Annotated in this window: 15 protein-coding genes and 1 pseudogene; all 16 read right to left on the bottom strand. The window is 70.9% G+C overall.

Annotation, left to right across the window (positions count from 1 at the left end; translation table 11 throughout):
* Positions 1-31: 31 nt before the first annotated feature.
* The 16 genes and pseudogenes from IE225_RS29435 to IE225_RS29365 all read right to left on the bottom strand — a co-directional run bounded on the left by IE225_RS29435 (position 32) and on the right by IE225_RS29365 (position 16,010).
* On the bottom strand, positions 32-1,222 hold the full coding sequence (locus IE225_RS29435) for a methyltransferase domain-containing protein (RefSeq protein WP_229880160.1): 1,191 nt from the start codon (positions 1,220-1,222) through the stop codon (positions 32-34).
* Positions 1,219-1,356, bottom strand: coding sequence for a hypothetical protein (locus IE225_RS29430; RefSeq protein ID WP_190060714.1), 138 nt, complete (start codon positions 1,354-1,356; stop codon positions 1,219-1,221). Before IE225_RS29430 ends, IE225_RS29435 begins: the two co-directional genes overlap by 4 nt.
* Before the next feature lie 676 nt (positions 1,357-2,032).
* Positions 2,033-2,239, bottom strand: coding sequence for a hypothetical protein (locus IE225_RS33605; RefSeq protein ID WP_229880159.1), 207 nt, complete (start codon positions 2,237-2,239; stop codon positions 2,033-2,035).
* 63 nt (positions 2,240-2,302) lie between these two features.
* Positions 2,303-3,154, bottom strand: a complete 852-nt coding sequence (locus IE225_RS29425; RefSeq protein ID WP_190060691.1) for a helix-turn-helix domain-containing protein — start codon at positions 3,152-3,154, stop codon at positions 2,303-2,305.
* A 12-nt stretch (positions 3,155-3,166) separates the two neighbouring features.
* Entirely contained in the window at positions 3,167-3,691 is a 525-nt protein-coding gene (locus IE225_RS29420) for a DUF6879 family protein (RefSeq protein ID WP_190060690.1), read from the bottom strand.
* Between the two features lie 618 nt (positions 3,692-4,309).
* Positions 4,310-4,567 (bottom strand): hypothetical protein, encoded by a 258-nt coding sequence (locus IE225_RS29415; protein ID WP_190060689.1) that lies wholly within the window; start codon positions 4,565-4,567, stop codon positions 4,310-4,312.
* Positions 4,564-4,830, bottom strand: a complete 267-nt coding sequence (locus tag IE225_RS29410; RefSeq protein WP_190060688.1) for a hypothetical protein — start codon at positions 4,828-4,830, stop codon at positions 4,564-4,566. The genes IE225_RS29415 and IE225_RS29410 overlap by 4 nt, the downstream gene beginning before the upstream one ends.
* Complete coding sequence (locus IE225_RS29405) at positions 4,827-5,066, bottom strand: hypothetical protein (protein WP_190060687.1); 240 nt, start codon at positions 5,064-5,066, stop codon at positions 4,827-4,829. The genes IE225_RS29410 and IE225_RS29405 overlap by 4 nt, the downstream gene beginning before the upstream one ends.
* A gap of 87 nt (positions 5,067-5,153) precedes the next feature.
* Positions 5,154-5,837: a hypothetical protein gene (locus IE225_RS29400; protein WP_190060686.1), complete on the bottom strand. Its 684-nt coding sequence runs from the start codon at positions 5,835-5,837 to the stop codon at positions 5,154-5,156.
* Between the two features lie 776 nt (positions 5,838-6,613).
* Positions 6,614-8,311, bottom strand: coding sequence for a recombinase family protein (locus tag IE225_RS29395; protein ID WP_190060685.1), 1,698 nt, complete (start codon positions 8,309-8,311; stop codon positions 6,614-6,616).
* 55 nt (positions 8,312-8,366) lie between these two features.
* Positions 8,367-9,146: pseudogene (locus IE225_RS29390) on the bottom strand (cytosine permease); the annotation flags it as partial.
* A gap of 157 nt (positions 9,147-9,303) precedes the next feature.
* Positions 9,304-10,326, bottom strand: coding sequence for a TIGR03842 family LLM class F420-dependent oxidoreductase (locus tag IE225_RS29385; RefSeq protein ID WP_190060684.1), 1,023 nt, complete (start codon positions 10,324-10,326; stop codon positions 9,304-9,306).
* An 11-nt stretch (positions 10,327-10,337) separates the two neighbouring features.
* On the bottom strand, positions 10,338-11,741 hold the full coding sequence (hydA, locus tag IE225_RS29380; protein WP_190060683.1) for a dihydropyrimidinase: 1,404 nt from the start codon (positions 11,739-11,741) through the stop codon (positions 10,338-10,340).
* A 103-nt stretch (positions 11,742-11,844) separates the two neighbouring features.
* The gene (locus IE225_RS29375) at positions 11,845-12,687 is read right to left on the bottom strand and encodes a nitrilase-related carbon-nitrogen hydrolase (protein ID WP_190060682.1); all 843 of its coding nucleotides are present in this window, start codon (positions 12,685-12,687) and stop codon (positions 11,845-11,847) included.
* A 398-nt stretch (positions 12,688-13,085) separates the two neighbouring features.
* Positions 13,086-14,681 (bottom strand): PucR family transcriptional regulator, encoded by a 1,596-nt coding sequence (locus IE225_RS29370; protein ID WP_190060681.1) that lies wholly within the window; start codon positions 14,679-14,681, stop codon positions 13,086-13,088.
* A 27-nt stretch (positions 14,682-14,708) separates the two neighbouring features.
* Positions 14,709-16,010: an aspartate aminotransferase family protein gene (locus IE225_RS29365; RefSeq protein ID WP_190060680.1), complete on the bottom strand. Its 1,302-nt coding sequence runs from the start codon at positions 16,008-16,010 to the stop codon at positions 14,709-14,711.
* Positions 16,011-16,347: the final 337 nt, after the last annotated feature.

The raw sequence follows: 16,347 nt of genomic DNA, 5'->3' as shown, positions 1-16,347 counted from the left end.
ACGGACGGCCGGGGCCGGTCATGCGGGGTGGTCAAGCTGGATGGGAGACAGGCCAGGACTCATTGGCCGGGTCGTCCAGCCAGGCGCGTTGGCCGTCTGTGTCGGCGGTGAGTCCGAACCGGGTCAGCTCTGGAGATCCCCGGTCCTTCCACCACTGGTAGGCGTCGGCCACTTCGTCCCACAGACGCCGGGGTCCGGACTGCCAGACGGAGGCGTGCCGCTCCCCGTCCCGGAACATCACGCACGCCCATGACCTGTCCGTCAGGCCGTAGAACCAGACGGGCCGTGCACCGTCACGCTTGGCCGCCACGGCCTGGCGGCACTGGAACACCCGGAGGCCCAGCACGAACGGCAGGTCCGTGAACCGGCCCGTGACGAACTCGGCTTCCGTGATATCCGTGGTGCTCCGCTCCGCACCCTCCAGGGGCCCGGCCGACAGGTAGGCATCGTGGGTGACCGTGGGGCCCCGCTGGGCGCGGAGCTTCATGAACTCCACGGAGCGGGTGAAGGGGCCCATGGCCACCTCCCCCGTGACCTTCAGCCGGACCATGGCGTCCGCGTTGGTGAACAGCGTCCCCCACGGTGCGAGGATCACCCCGCCAGGCCGGGCCTGTTTGATCCACGCCGGGGGCACGCTGCGGATGCCGACCGTTGCCAGGATGCGGTCATAGGGGGCCGCATCCGGATGTCCCCCGAATCCGTCACCCACGACCACCTCCGGGTACAGGCCGTGTCGGCACAGCCGCTCACGGGCCGCCCCGGACACGAACCCGTCCACTTCAATGGTCGTGACGTTGCCCGGCCCCAGGCGGTGGAACAGCGCGCCGGCCGTTTCCCCGGTGCCCGTCCCCACGTCCAGCACCCGCATACCCTCATCCACGCCCAGGTCCTGGAGCAGGGAGTAAACGACGGACGGCATGGACGATGAGCTGGTGGACAGTTCCCCCGGGCCGGGGCCCAAGTGTGCCCCGTCGTCCCACTGGGTCACGATGGGGACGTTGCTGTCCGCCGCCGCGTACCAGGCGTCCGGGTCTTCCCGCCTGTCCACGGCCACGCTCGCGCGGGCGGTCATGTCGTAGGGCCACATGAGATCCGGCAGGAACGCGGCCCGGTCCACGGCCGCGAATGTCGGCGCCCAGTCAGAGGACAGTGCGCCGGACTCCATGAGGACGCGCCCCAGCTCTTTGCGGCTGGGGCGGTCCGTACGTACGTCGGGTGTCACTTGCGGTGCTTCCCGTCCCCCTCCGGGCTGGACCCGTCGGGGCTCGGCGGGTCCTGCGGGGGCTGCCAGGGCTGGCCCGGCGTGTTGTCGTCGTCGTCCGGCGCGTCATACAGGATGCCGATGCGTGCCTTCACCGTCGTCTCTCCTTCATCTCGATGAATGGTGCCGGACCGGCCCGGTGGTCTGCTGTCCGTGGTCCCACCGGGCCGGAGTCTGAGTTGGTGCCGGGACGCGGGTCAGGGCATGCCCCGACGCTGCTGCTGGTGAAGCCTGCCCAGCGCCCGGAGCTGGTGGTGTTCCCGTTCAGTGGCGGGACGGAGCCTCATCCAGTTGACCCGCCATGACAGGCCCGTGGGCCGGGACACCTCCACCCATCGGCCGTCGATCTCATCGACCCTGGCCACCATGTCCCGGTCCTTGTCCACGACGATCCCGCCCACGGGCACCGCCTCCGGGCCGGGGTAACCCGTCCCCGCCCGGGGCCGGATGACCGGGGGCCGAGGGGGTACCGGCGTGCGGGAGACGGTTCTGACGGTCACTGGACCCTCCGGTGGGGATGCTCGCGGATCGTGTCGCTTGCCGCGCGGACACTCAACGGGCTGCCGATCTGGCGGGCCCGCTCGCGGGTGGTGGCTGCCGCGCGGCAGATGGCACAGCGGGGAATGGGCGGGGGCTCCGCCTGCGGAACCGGAACGGTGGCCTGACCGGTAATCATTGATCAGCCGCCCAGGGCCATACCGAGAACGAACCCGCAGACGCCAGCCACAGCCGCGATCAACACGGGCCCCGCGTACCGGCCGAGGAACACCATCACGGGCGCGTCCTCTCCACCGGCTCCAGGGCTCCGGGGTCCGCGTCCCACTCCCGACCACCGCCAAGCGGGCGGAGCTGGACGTACGGGCCTTCATGGCCCATGACGCGACCGTCCTTGTGACGGCGGGTGTCGTGGACCACCTGACCGACTTCCGGCACTTTGCTACCGGCCGTCGTTGCCTGGGCTCTCTCGGTAGTTGCCATGCCCAGCACGCTAGAGACGCGAAATGAGCAACTCCAAGAAAGTTCCACGGAGTTCCACGCGGTTCACTCCAAGGCGTCGATAGCTGCTGTGATCAGGGCCCGCGCTTCGGCACCGTGGACCGCCAGCCGAGAGAACTCTCCGAATGCCTTCAGGTACTGCCGCACGTCAGTGGGCGCGGTCACGTTCACGCGGGCAGTTAATAGCTCCGCTTCTGCCTGTTCGTCGTCGTAGACGGTGAACGTCTCGATCATCCACATGCGACGCTCGGCGGAGAACGGGATCACGCCCAGGGACACGGACGGGAACGCCATAGCGGACAGCAGGTAACCCAACTGGCCGGCCATCGTCTCCGCGTCGCCCACACGGTGCCGAAGGACCGACTCCTCCAGGAGCAGGGCGAACCGGTGGTCTCCCTCCCGGACGACGCGCGCCGACCGGGCCAACCGGGCTTCCACGGCGTCCGCCACATCGTCCGGCGTCTCGTGAAACTGGCTGATGGACCGCAGTAGGGCCGTAGCGTATTCGTGCGTCTGAAGGACGCCGGGGACGACGTTGGCGCAGTAGGTCCGGAACACCCGCGTGCGCTCGTAGAGGGAGACGTACGACTCCTGAAGCCTGCGCAGACCGGTGCGCTGGACCCGCCGCCACTCCACATACATGTTGTCGGCGGACCGGGCCGCCGCGATCAGGTCGGCGGCCTGGTCCTCTGCCTGGCACGCTGCGCACCATCGGCGTATGTCGTCGTCCGATGGCGGGGTCACGGCGTTCTCCAGCCGGGACACCTTGGACTTGTACCAACCGGCCCTCTTGGCCAGGGCGTGGCCGGTCAGGCCCGCGTCCCTCCGGAGTTCCCGGAGCCGGTCGGCAACCGCCTTGCGGGCAGCCTGGACGCTTGATGACGGGGACGCGGGCATGTGCTGATAGGTCTATCGGATCTTGTAGTCCTTGTGCGGCGTCGCGCGCTCCCAGACGGCATCGAATGCCGACGCGCACAGCTTCGCCACCTCGGAACGCTCGTCCAGCTCCGGCCCGGCCGATCCGCCCTCACCTGTGAAGTGGTTCCACATGATCACGCGGCCGTCAAAGAGCCAGAAGTCATTCCCGGGGAGAGCAATGTCCGACGCCTTCCGGCGGGGGAGCCACCGAACCAGTTCCCCGGCCGCCAGGTTCTGGTAGGTGCAGGCGTGTTCGTAGCGGATGTACTCGCTTACCGGCTCGGACACGATTCGGGCCCGGCGGAACACCACCCCTCGTGCGGTCGCGTCACGGACCCACGTGTGGAAGTCGTTCCACCACGTTGCCGGGTCCGGGTCGGGCCGCCAGCCGGAACGCCACCGTTCGAACTCCGCTGCCTCCTCTCCGATGCCGTAGGAGTCGCGCATCTCCAGGTGGACGGCTGAGTGGTGGGTGGTGGCGAGTAGGTCAGTGAACGCCAAGTCGGTCTGCGACATCACACGCCTCCCTCAGTACAGACACCATACGGATGGGCAGCCGTACCACTCCCTCCGTCTCCGGGATCGGGCCCGTCTCCCGGCACTGGGCCAAGAGTTCTTCCCCGGCCTGCCAGCCCTGAATGACGATCTCCTTCGCTTCGTCGTCCACCCAAGCCGTGGGGCACTGCGTCCCGTTGGTGTTCGGGTCCTTAGCGATGAACCGTAGCGCCATGACTGGCTCCGCCCTCCTGTAGGTTCTATGACGTTCCACGACCATCACCCCACAGACCGATGCCGTCAAGGGCGTCTAGCGCCAGGGAGTTGGCGCGCATGTTCACTCTCGGGTGACGGCCGGCTGAGCGCTCCGTAATCGGCTCCCGGTACGCCAAAGGGCCCCGACCGGTCCCACGCGGGGAATGGTCGGGGCCCTTGGGGCGGACTTAGTGAAACGCCTGTTACGGCCCACTCCGGCGTGCGTCCCTGAGCGGCGTCCGCCCAGGCCAGGAGCCGTGTGTGGCGGCCGTTCGGGCCGCTCACAGACCTTGGAACCCGTACAGAGGCAGATCCGCTATCACGCTTCGATGTCCCGGCCGCCCTGGAGGGGGGTACCCCCCAGGTCCCACGGGGGCGTCCGGCTCATGCGAGCCAGGCCACGGCCTCACTCGGCCGGATGGTGCCTCCGGTCCGCACGTCACGCGGGACACGGCTGGCCAGGTCGGCCGGGTCCTGGCTCTCCGGCCGGGCCGTCGGGTCCAGTCCGCCACGGCCCACACGGACAGCCGTGGACATGGACGCCGTGGCGGGGTCCGTGCCGTCGGTATGCGTGGCACCCAGCCGGGCCACGACTTCAGCGGCCACGGCGGCCACCCGGGCGTTGGTTCTCTGATGACTCACGCGGCTACTCCATGGGGGGCGGCCGTCTCCCGGCCGTGGCGGACGAACCCGGGAACGTGGGCTCCATGCGGGTCCTTGAAGACGTGGGCACACAGGCCCCGGAACTCCGTGCTGGTGATGGCGGCCACCAGCTCCGGCCGCTCCACGGCCAGGGCCGCCAGGATGCGGGCCCGGTGCGTCAGGGTCGTGACCGACGGGTCCCGGTGAGCCTGTAGCCAACTCAGCACTTCACGGCGGGTGTTGGCCGGTGATCGGTATGTCATCTGGCGGCCCCCATCTCCAGCTCCTCCGGGAGGAACGGGTTCTCCATGTGGCCCGCCCGGTACCGGGCGTCCGCCGCGTCCACGTCGGCCAGGGCCAAGCCCAGCTTGCGGACTTCATCCACGGAGCCGGACCGGGGCGTCCAGCCCTCTGCCAGGTGGTTGGTGACGGCCAGGGCGACACGGCCCGTGGCGTCCTCCCGGCCTGTCTGCTCCTGGAGCCAGGCAACAAAGTTCACATCAGCCTCCAGGGTCTCTCTGGGGCCCGCCAGGGCCCTGATGGGGGAACGGGGCCCGGCCACGCCGCCAGGCCCCCAGATGGGCGCTCACGCCTTGGAGTGGGCGTCCTGGAGGGCGGAGACCAGCCACTCCCCGGTCACCTTGGGGTCCGTGGACTGCGCCACGCGGAGGATCGCGCCCCACTCCGTCCCGTCGGTCACGTCGTCGTTGGCGTGCTTCAGTCCCGCCGGGGCCTCCACGTCGCCCAGCTCCAGGGACAGGTACTCCGCGCGGGCCCTAACGGCCGCGAACCGCTGGTATGCGCGTTCGGCCTCCACGGCCAGCTCCGCCATGCGGGCGTGTTCGCCCTCTAGGGCCCTCACCAGGGCGTCCCGCTCCTCCGCCATGACCGCCGGGTCCGTCTCCATGGCGTCGTACTGGGCCCTCAGCTCCCGGGCCCGGTTCTGGGCCGCCTGGAGGGCCAGGAGCTTGTCCTCCCGCTGGGCCAGGTAGTCCACGCGCTTGTACGCCTTGGGGGCCGGGCCGCCGGCCAGGTGGGCCGCGTGAGCCTCCCGCCGCTCCCGCTCCTGGCGTTCGTCGGCCGTCCGCAGCTCCCGGAACTCCTCCCGGAGACGGCTCACCACGTCCAGGCCCTCCCGGAGGGCCGCATAGGCGTCGTGGACCCGCGTGGGGGCCGTCGGCTCATGCCACGCGATGGTCACCACCGGCCAGTTGTACACGGTCGTCCGTGCGCGGTCGTCCAAGGCGTCATGGGGGTTGATCGTGCTCACGGATCACTCCAAGTCGGTATCTCCAGGACCGACTTGGTCCCGGAACGCGAAAAGGGCCCGTCCGGCTCCGTGCTCAACCAAGGGGGCAGCCCTGGGAGCAACGGGTCCGAACGAGCCCTATCGGGGGTGGGTTGGTTTGCCTGGAGGCGGCCCGGCCCACCGCCGGGAGTCTGCGTTCTCGATTGGCACCCTGCCCGGTGCGTGAACGGCCGCCAGTCGGCCCCGGCGGGACGCTGGGAGAGCATCCGGCCGGGGCCCCTCCGTGGAGCTGGCGACTCATCAGGAGAACGGACGGCCCGTGGCCGCCCGCGTGTATTGGTGCACCGCCGTGGCCTGGACGCCAGGACGGGAGGAGAGAACCGTCCGGGGCGCGATGCACCAAGCAAAAAGGCCCCCGTCACAGAGGCGCACTCACCCGGCCGCAGAACCCAGGGAGGCACCACCCGCGAAACGGGGGCCAAGCGCACGGGACGGTCTGCGGTCCGTCTGTCTCCATTCACTGGGGGCCGTGACACCCGCCGGGGTCGCCCTCCGTCCTTGGGTGAGGCCAGGGGGCAAGAAAAGTGCCCTGCGCTCCTTCTTCTCTATATGCGTATGTAGAAAGAAGGGTCCCAGGGCACTTTTCTTGCCCCCCTGTGCCTCCGTTCCGTGACGGAGAGGTCACCTGGCCATCACGCAACGCGAAAGAGGGTCGGTCCCTTGGCGGGGCGGCCCTCCTCCATGTGTCACGCATCACCCCTTACGGACAAGCGTGTCCGGGGGTGATCACTGCCCCATCAAGCCGCCAACTCCGCCTCAACGGCTTCATCCTGGGGCGTCGCCGCCACCCACACCTCCGGCGTGGCCCACGTGACGGTCACCCGGTCGTCACCCTTGAACCGCTTCTGGGCCCCCTCCGGGAGCTTGGTCACGCGCACATCGTCAATAGCCAGCCGGAGGAGATCCCGGCGGAACGCCAGGTCCGCGTCCGCCCATGCCGCATCCAAAGACTCCGGCTCCAGCAGGAACGAGATGTCCACCTTCAGTCCGCCGCCCAGCTTGTTCATCGTCTCCTGGGCGTCCGTCACGGCCTTGTTGGCGTCCGCCAGGAGCTGGGGGAAGTAGCGGGACGCCGGACCGTCGTAGTGGCCCGCCTGCCGGTCCTCCATCAGCCGCTTCAGGCTGGCGTCCGCCTGGGCAAGCGCCACCCTGGCCGCCTGGATGTCCTCCGTCTCCTTCGGAGCCTCATGGGACGCCCATCGCTGGGCCACGGCGACCAATAGCGGGTCGTCCAGGTCCGCGTTCGTGAGCTGGTCTTTCCAGCGCTTGACCACGTACGCCTCCAGGGACGTGCCCATGGCCGACGCCGGTTCGGGGCACGGGGTCACCTTGTCCTTGTTGCACTGGTAGGACCGGCCGTCCCAGCACATAGCACCGTCGCACCCGGCACACGTCAGGATGTCGGTCAGTAGATGCTTGGCCAGGCCGTCCCGGACCTTGCCCTCCGTCTGGGGCAGCTTCAGGCCCGCAAGGGCTGCCTGGGCCTCCCGCAACTGCGCATCGGTCACCAGGTCTACACCCACGCGGACCAGCTCCCCGCGTTCGTTGCGGTACCGGATGCGCTTCCCCCGGCCGTTCGGCTGTGTGTGCGTAATCTGCCAACCGGCATACACCGGGTTCTGGACGATGTGGTACACCACGCCCGGGCTCCACCGGCCGCCGGACGCCGACGGGATACCGTCGTCATTCAGGCCGTTGGAAATGTCCCTGGACGACCGCTTGCCGGTCCGGGCCTCCCTGTGGATGCGCTCCGCCACATCTGCCTTGGTCAGGTTCGCCAGCTCCTCCGGAATGCCGGCCGGGGGTTCGTCGTCCTCCCCGCGCGGGATGGCCCACGCCAGGTCCCTGATCAGCTTCCGCGTCTTGGGGTCCATGGCCAGGCCATAGGGCGTCTTCCCGGCAACCCACATGCCCTGATCACGCTGATAGTTCTTGGTGTCCTTCACCCGGTGGGAGATCCGTTCGGACTCCTCCCGCGCATCCTCCGCCCGGTTGATGATCTGGCGACGGTCCCGGGGGTTGCTGCTGTCCAGGTAGTCATCATGAAAGACCAACCGACGCGGCGGGGAACCGTCGGCCGGTTCCAGGATGTCCAGGACGGACCGGGCACCCTTCCGGCTCCACCGGTCCACGCGGTAACACCAGAGCGTCCCCACCTCCCCCTTGACCACGGACGCCAAGGCCTTGTCATAGTCGGGCCGCTTGATGTCCTTATACCCGGACAGAATGTCCTTCCAGACCCAGCGTACGGTCTTCCCCTCCCGCGCCGCCCACCGTCGACCAAGGGCCTCCTGGGCGTCTGTGGACAGGTCACGACGGTGCCCGGAGACCTTGACGGACTTGCGGACGTACAGGTCCACCAGGTCTTCCGGGGGGACCCCCAGGAAGGTGTCTGGCACGTCATGATGACCCGCGCGGGTTGAGCTTTCGAGCATATGTTCAGTATGCACGTTGTCGATGGCTTCCCTATTGGGGTACTGTCTCATTACCCCAGAAGCCGATCATGCCCATCAGCGACGGCGCGAACAGCTTCCAGAAGTCCGCGCCCCAGCCCAGCTTGGACGGCTGGTCGAAGAGCGGGCCGACCCCGCCGGCCCGGCTGCTCATCCACCACAGCATCGCGAACGCGCCGACCAGCACGAACGGCGCCGCCCAGTTCTCGAAGCGGCGGATGGTCTCCATGCCCCGGTAGATGATGGCGATCTGCAGCACCCAGAAGAGCGCGAACGACAGCCACATGGTCCAGGGGTGGCCGCCGATCCCGGCGGCGTTCGCCCAGCCGTCGCCGATGAGCTTGCCGGCGAGGAAGTAGATCGCCTCGCCGCCGATCCAGGTCTGGATGCCGAACCAGCCGCACGCCACCAACGCCCGTACGACGGCGGGCAGGTTGGCGCCGCGCACGCCGAAGGAGGCGCGGGCGAAGACCGGGAACGGGATGCCGTACTTGGGTCCGGCGTGGCCGGTGAGCAGCATCGGGATCAGCACGATCACATTGGCCAGGGCGATGGTGAACACCGCCTGTCTCCAGTCCATGCCGACGGCGATCAGGCCGGAGGCCAGGGTCCAGGAGGCGGTGTTGTGGGCCATGCCGACCCACAGCGCGCAGAAGTTGTACGTGGTCCAGGTGCGCTTGGCGGCGGGGACCGGCAGCAGGTCCTCGTTGGCGTACGCACCGCTCGGCTGCGGGGCGCCGGGCGCGATCTCCACGCGCCCGTCGGGCAGGGTGACTTGGGCGGACGGCGGTATGGCCGTGGGAGCGGTGTCGGTCATGGGCAGGCCAATCGAAGGGGGTGGGTCGGCCGAAAGGCCGTGCGGGCTGCTCCGTGGGGGGTGCGCGGGATGCGCCCTGGTCCCTTCCCGGGGGAGCGGGAAGGGACGACCGGGGGGCGGCGGGGCCGGCGGCCCCGCGGAGGGGGGAGGCCGGGGTTCAGGCGCCGTTGACGGCGGGGATGACGTGCTCCCCGTAGGCGTCGATGACGGCCTCCTGCGCGTCGTGCATGTCGTAGACGGCGAACTGGTCGACGCCGAGCCCGCGCAGCGCGCGGAGTTTCTCGACGTGCCGGTCGGCCGGGCCGATCAGGCAGAACCGGTCGACGATCTCGTCGGGCACGAACCGCGTGTCGGGGTTGCCGCTGCGTCCGTGGTGGGCGTAGTCGTAGCCCTCGCGGGCCTTGATGTAGTCGGTGAGCTCGTGCGGGACGACGCTGCCGTCGGCGCCGTACTTGGCCACCAGGTCGGCGACGTGGTTGCCGACCATGCCGCCGAACCAGCGGCACTGCTCGCGGGCGTGGGCGAGCGCCTCGGGCGAGTCGTCCTCGGTGACGTAGGCGGGGGCGGCGACGCAGACGGTGACCTCGGACGGGTCGCGTCCGGCGGCCGCGGCGGCCTCCCGCACCGTTTTGACCATGTACTCGGTGAGGTAGGGGTCGGCGAGCTGGAGGATGAAGCCGTCGGCCTCCTCGCCGGCCATCCGCAGCGCCTTGGGGCCGTAGGCGGCCATCCACACCGGGAGTTCGGCGTCCGGCTTGATCCACGGGAACTTCACCACCGTGCCGCCGAGGTCGGCCTCCCGGCCGCTTCCGAGCGCCCGGATGACCTTCATGGCCTCGCTGATGCGGGCGAGCGTGGTGGGCTTGCGGCCGGCCACCCGCATCGCGGAGTCGCCGCGGCCGATGCCGCAGACGGTGCGGTTGCCGAACATGTCGTTGAGGGTGGCGAAGGTGGAGGCGGTCACCTCCCAGGTGCGGGTGCCCGGGTTGGTGACCATGGGGCCGACCTTCAGCCTCGTGGTGTGGGCCAGGATCTGGCTGTAGATCACGAAGGGTTCCTGCCACAGCACACAGGAGTCGAAGGTCCAGCCGTGGGTGAAGCCGTTGCGCTCGGCGCGCTGCATCAGGCCGACGACGCGGGAGGCCGGCGGGTCGGTCTGCAGGACGAGTCCGAAGTCCATGGGCACCGCTCCTAGTTGAGGTACTGGCAGGTCGAGCGCGGGGTGTAGACGCCGTGTCCCGCGCGCCCGGTGTACTCCCGCTCGGTGATGACCGTTTCGCCGCGCGAGAGCACGGTCTCGACGCGGCCGGTGACGCGCCTGCCCTCGTACGCCGAGTAGTCGACGTTCATGTGGTGCGTGGCGGCGGAGATGACCTGCTCGGCGTGCGGGTCGTAGATCACCACGTCCGCGTCGGCGCCCGGCGCGATGGTGCCCTTCTGCGGGTAGAGGCCGAACATGCGGGCCGGGGTGGCGCAGGCGATCTCGATCCAGCGGCGGCGCGAGATGTGCCCGTCGACGACGGCCTGGTGGAGCAGGTCCATGCGGTTCTCCACACCCGGCAGCCCGTTGGGGATCTTCGAGAAGTCGCCGCGGCCCAGCTCCTTCTGGCCCTTGAAGCAGAACGGGCAGTGGTCGGTGGAGACCACCTGCAGATCGTTGGTGCGCAGGCCCTTCCACAGCTGCGCCTGGTGCTCCCGGGGCCGCAGCGGCGTGGAGCACACGTACTTGGCGCCCTCGAAGTCCGGCTCGGCGAGGTTGTCGGTGGACAGGAACAGGTACTGCGGGCAGGTCTCGCCGAAGACGTTCAGCCCCTCGTCGCGTGCCCGCGCCAGCTCCGCGACCGCCTCCATCGCCGAGACGTGCACGACGTACAGCGGCGCGCCGGCGACCTGGGCGAGCCGGATGGCGCGGTGGGTGGCCTCGGCCTCCAGCAGCGCCTTGCGGACCTCGCCGTGGTAGCGCGGGTCGGTCTCGCCCCGGGCGAGGGCCTGCTCCACCAGCACGTCGATGGCGATGCCGTTCTCGGCGTGCATCATGATCAGGCCGCCGTTGTCGGCGGCGCGCTGCATGGCGCGCAGGATCTGGCCGTCGTCGGAGTAGAACACCCCCGGATAGGCCATGAACTGCTTGAACGAGGTCACGCCCTCCTCCACGAGGAGATCCATCTCCTTCAGCGTCTCCTCGGTGACGTCGGAGACGATCATGTGGAAGGCGTAGTCGATCGCGCAGTTGCCCTCGGCCTTGGCGTGCCAGGCGTCCAGGCCCTCGCGCAGGCTCTGGCCGACGGTCTGCACCGCGAAGTCCACGATCGTGGTGGTGCCTCCCCAGGCCGCGGCCCGGGTGCCGGTCTCGAAGGTGTCGGAGGCGAAGGTGCCGCCGAACGGCATCTCCATGTGGGTGTGGGCGTCGACCCCGCCCGGGATGACGTACTTGCCGGTGGCGTCGATGGTCCGCTCGGCCGTGAAGGCCTCGGCCGCCGGGGTGCCGGACGCGGCGAGGGCCGCGATACGGCCGTCCTCGATCAGGACGTCGGCGTGGATCTCGTCGGACGCGGTGACGACGAGGCCACCGCGGATGACGGTACGGCTGCTCATGCTCCCTGCTCCCTGCCGTGGTCGGTGCTGGCGTGCGGACGGTCGGTGGGCCCCGCGGGCCCGGTCCCGGTGCGCGGCCGGGCCCGCGGGGCCGGGGTGGCTGTCAGGGAGCGGTCAGCGGCCCGTACGCGGCCGGCGCGCGGTCGCGGTAGAACTGCCAGCGGTCGCGGACCTCGCGCAGCTTGCCCATGTCCAGGTCGCGCACGACGAGTTCGGGCTCCTTGTCGCCGGCGACCTCGCCGACGAACTGGGCCTCCGGGTCGACGAAGTACGACGTTCCGTAGAAGTCGTTGTCGCCGAGCGGCTCGACGCCGACCCGGTTGATCGCGCCGACGAAGTACTCGTTGGCGACCGCGGCGGCCGGCTGCTCCAGCTGCCACAGGTAGGAGGAGAGGCTGCGGGAGGTCGCCGACGGGTTGAAGACGATCTCCGCGCCGGCCAGGCCCAGGGCCCGCCAGCCCTCCGGGAAGTGGCGGTCGTAGCAGATGTAGACGCCGATCCGGCCGGCGGCGGTGTCGAAGACCGGCCAGCCGGTGTTGCCGGGCCGGAAGTAGAACTTCTCCCAGAAGCCCTTCACCTGCGGGATGTGGGTCTTGCGGTACTTGCCGAGGTAGGAGCCGTCGGCGTCGATCACGGCGGCCGTGTTGTACAGGACGCCGGGCTGCTCCTCCTCGTACATCGGCAGGACGAGGACGATGCCGAGCTCCTCGGCGAGGGCCTGGAAGCGCCGGACGGTGGGGCCGTCGGGGACCCGCTCGGCGTACTCGTAGTACGCCGCGTCCTGCACCTGGCAGAAGTACGGCCCGTAGAACAGCTCCTGGAAGCACAGCACCTGGGCGCCCTGCGCGGCCGCGTCGCGCACCGCCTGCTCGTGGACCTGGATCATGGATTCCTTGTCGCCCGTCCAGGCGGTCTGGAAGAGGGCGGCACGGATCACTCTGCTCATCGGGACCTCCACTCGCTCGGTGTGCGGCGAGCCTAGGGAGCGGAAAAGCCCGCTTTGAGGTACAGCGTGTCACGTCTGCGGGCGGTGCGCGTGCCAGCGTGTCACCCTGCCGCGGGACCGTGTTTCAGCGGCGTTTTCCCAGGTGGTGCCGTGGTTCGCGGGGGTTGCGGGGCGTCGGTGGCCGCACCCGCGGCGGGCGTCGGTGGCTGCACGCGCGCACCCGGCGGTGTCGCGCCGCCTCGTGCGCCGCGCGGCCTGGTGCCACCGCGTGGCCCGATGCTGCCGCGCGGCCCGGTGCCGCCGCACGGCCCGGTACTGCCGCACGGCCCGGTGCTGCCGTGCGGCCCGGTGCTGCCGTGGGGTCCGATGCCGCCGCGCGGCGTCGGCGGCCGGCCGGTTCAGCGCTGCTGCGCGTCGTGCGCGAGGAGCGCGATGTGCACCGAGGCGGCCTGCTCGAAGTCGTCGAGGTCGACGCCGAGGCGGGCCTGTATCGCCTCCAGGCGGCGGTAGAGGGCGGGACGGGAGACGTGGTGCAGCTGGGCGGTGCGGGACTTGTTGCGGCCGGTCGCCAGGTAGGTGCGCAGCACGGACAGCAGGTCGTCGTCGGCCGCGCACAGCAGCCCGTTCAGCTCGCGCTCGGCGAAGGCCTGCACGTGCGGGTCGTCGCGCAGCAGCCGGATCAGCCCGCGCAGGTGGACGTCCCGCAGGCGCACGACGGGCGGCAGGTCGAGGGCGGGCGCGGAGCCGGCGACGGCGTCGGCGACGTGCTGCGCCTCGCGCAGGCCGGCCGGCACCTCCTCCCACGCGGTGCGGGCGTCGGCGGCGGCGACCACGGCGTCCGGCACGCCGGTCTCGGTGCGCAACCGGGCCGCGAAGCGCCCGGTGAGCACGTCCGCGTCCTGGTCACGGGCGAGGCTGAGCAGCACGGCGGTGGCGCCGTCGGCGAGTTCCGCGGCGAGTCCGGGCAGGCCGAGCAGCCGCAGCAGCCGCTCCAGCCGCGCGGGCGTCGCACCGTGCACCACGAGCGGCACGAAGGTGCGCCGGTTGACGGGCAGGCCGGCCGCGCGGGCCCGGGGCAGCAGCCGTCCGGCCGGTACGGCGCCGGCGACCAGGTCGGTCAGCAGGCTCTGCGCGGACTGCTCCTCCCAGCTGTGCACGGTGCCGCCGAGCATGCGGTGCAGCACGAGGGCCTCGGCGGCGCGATCGGCCAGCAGCCGCCCGGTGGCGGTGCCGCCGCGGTACCCGCACAGCAGCAGCCGCCCCCAGTGCTCGCCGCGCCCGCCCAGCTCGGCGCGGATCCAGCCGTCGCCCTCGCTGCCTCCCCCAGTGCCTGAACGGCCTGGGTGGTGCCCCCATGCCTGCCGGGCGATGCGTTCCCAGTCGCGCAGCACGTCGTCGACGGCGGCCCGCTCCCCCGCCGTGGCCAGCACCCGGTGGGCGAGGTTGGTGACGACGACGGGGCAGCCACTGTGCTGGGCCACCTCGTCGAGCAGCCGCTGCAGCGGGGCGCCGGCGGTGATCAGCCCGGTCAGCGCGGTGCGCACGGCCTCCGAGAGGCTGACGGCGGCGAACTTGCGCCGCACCAGGCGGCACTGCACCTCCTCCGTCAACTGGGCGAAGGGGAACGGCCGGTGCAGGACGACCAGGGGCAGCCCGCACCGCTCGGCGGCCCGGCGCATCACCTCCGGCGGGGTGCGGAAGGCGCGGCCGAGCCCGAGGACGACCGCCGCGGCCTCCGCGCGGTACAGGGAGCGGATGTACTCGGCCTGCTTGTGCGGGTCGCCGGCGAGCAGCACGCCGGTGGTGAGCACCATCTCGCCGCCGCTGAGCATCACCCCGACGTCGGCCGCCTCGGCCACGTGCACCCAGCGCACGGGCCGGTCGAGGTGATCGGCGCCGGCCACCACCTCGGGCTCTCCGGCGAGCACCCGCTCCAGGCCGAGGACCTGGCGGACGGAAAGGACGGGCTCGGGGAGTTCCACGGTGGTGCTCATGCCGGTCTTCCCTTGCTGTGCGTGCTGCTAGGCGAGGCTCCGCAGAGCGTGTTCGAGGATCGCGGCGCCCTCCTCGGCCTCCGCGACGGTCAGGCTGAGCGGCGGGGCGATGCGCAGGGCGCTGGTGTGGTGCCCGCCGCCCTTGCCGATGAGCAGGCCGCCCTCGCGGGCCGCCTCCAGCACGGCGGCGGCCGCCTGCGGATCGGCCCGGTCGGTGCCGGGCCGCACCAGCTCCACGCCGATCATCAGGCCGCGCCCGCGCACCTCCCGTACGGCCGGGACCTGCGCGGCGACGGAGCGCAGCCGTTCGAGGAGCAGCCCGCCGACGCGCCGGGCGTTGCCCTGCAGGTCGTGCTCCAGCAGGTACGTGAGGTTGGCCAGGGCGGCCGCCATGGTGACCTGGGTGCCGCCGAAGGTGGAGATGCTGTTGGCGTCCAGGCAGTTCATGATCTCGGCGCGGGCGACGACGCCGCCGACGGACATGCCGTTGCCCAGTCCCTTGGCGAAGGTGACGATGTCCGGCGGCCCGTTGCGGTCGTGCGCCTGCCAGCCCCAGAAGTGGTCGCCGGTGCGGCCCCAGCCGGTCTGCACCTCGTCGGCGATCCACAGGATGCCGTGCTCGTGCAGCACCTCGCGGAAGGCCGCGTACAGGCCGTCCGGCGGGGAGGTGAAGCCGCCGACGCCCTGGACCGGCTCGGCGATCAGCGCGGCGGGCGGGCGGGTGTGGCCGAGGAGGTCCTTCAGGTCGTCGACGCAGGCCGCGACGAAGGCGTCGTCGTCGAGGTGCGCGTAGGGGCCGCGGGTGCGGACGCCGCCGTGCACGTAGAGCGTCTGCAGCGGGGACAGCGAGGTCGGGGACCAGGAGGCGTTGCCGGTGATGCCGACGGTGCTGAAGGAGCGGCCGTGGTAGCTGTTGCGCATCGCGAGGATGGTGTTGCTGCGGCGGTACGTCGTCGCCAGCAGCAGCGCGGTGTCGTTGGCCTCGGTTCCGGAGGTGGTGAAGAACACCCGGGCGTCCGGGATGCCGCTCAACTGGGCGATGCGCTCGGCCAGTTCGACCATCGGCCGGTTGAGGTAGAGCGTGGAGGAGTGGAGGATGCGCCCGGCCTGCTCGCTCACCGCCTTGGTGACCTCGGGCAGGGCGTGCGCGGTCATGGTGGTGAGGATGCCGCCGAAGAAGTCCAGGTACTTGTTGCCGTCGGCGTCCCAGACGTGCCGGCCCTCGCCGTGCGTGATCTCGATCGGGTCGTCGTAGTAGAGGGCGAGCCAGTCGGGCAGGACGGCCCGGTGCCGCCGGTACAGGTCGTTCACGGCCGCGCGTTCCTCCATGGGAGCTCCTTCGAGGGACGTCCGAGCCTCTACACCCGTAGAACGGGCCGTAGAGGGACGAACGTAAGCCCGTCCGGTGCCCTTGCCAAGACCATCGCCGTCAACAGCCGAAGTCGATCGTGTTTCGCACTCTTCCGGAGGAGCGGACGGGGCCGCACCGGCCGCCCGGACGGCGAGACCGGCGGCCCGCAGGGCGCGCGCCGGGCCCCGGTGGCGCTCCTCGGAGGCCCCCGGGCGGCCCGCGGCAGCGGCCCCGGGCGCCGCCGGGCCGGGGGCGGCGCGGGCGGCTTCCTGAGGGGCCCGGCCGCGGACACGGGCGTCGAGCAGCGCCGCCGCC

It is taken from the genome of Streptomyces echinoruber (genome assembly GCF_014651135.1).
GTDB lineage: Bacteria > Actinomycetota > Actinomycetes > Streptomycetales > Streptomycetaceae > Streptomyces > Streptomyces echinoruber.
Note: the sequence above shows the minus strand (reverse complement) of the source record. Positions and strands in the feature narration are given on the sequence as shown.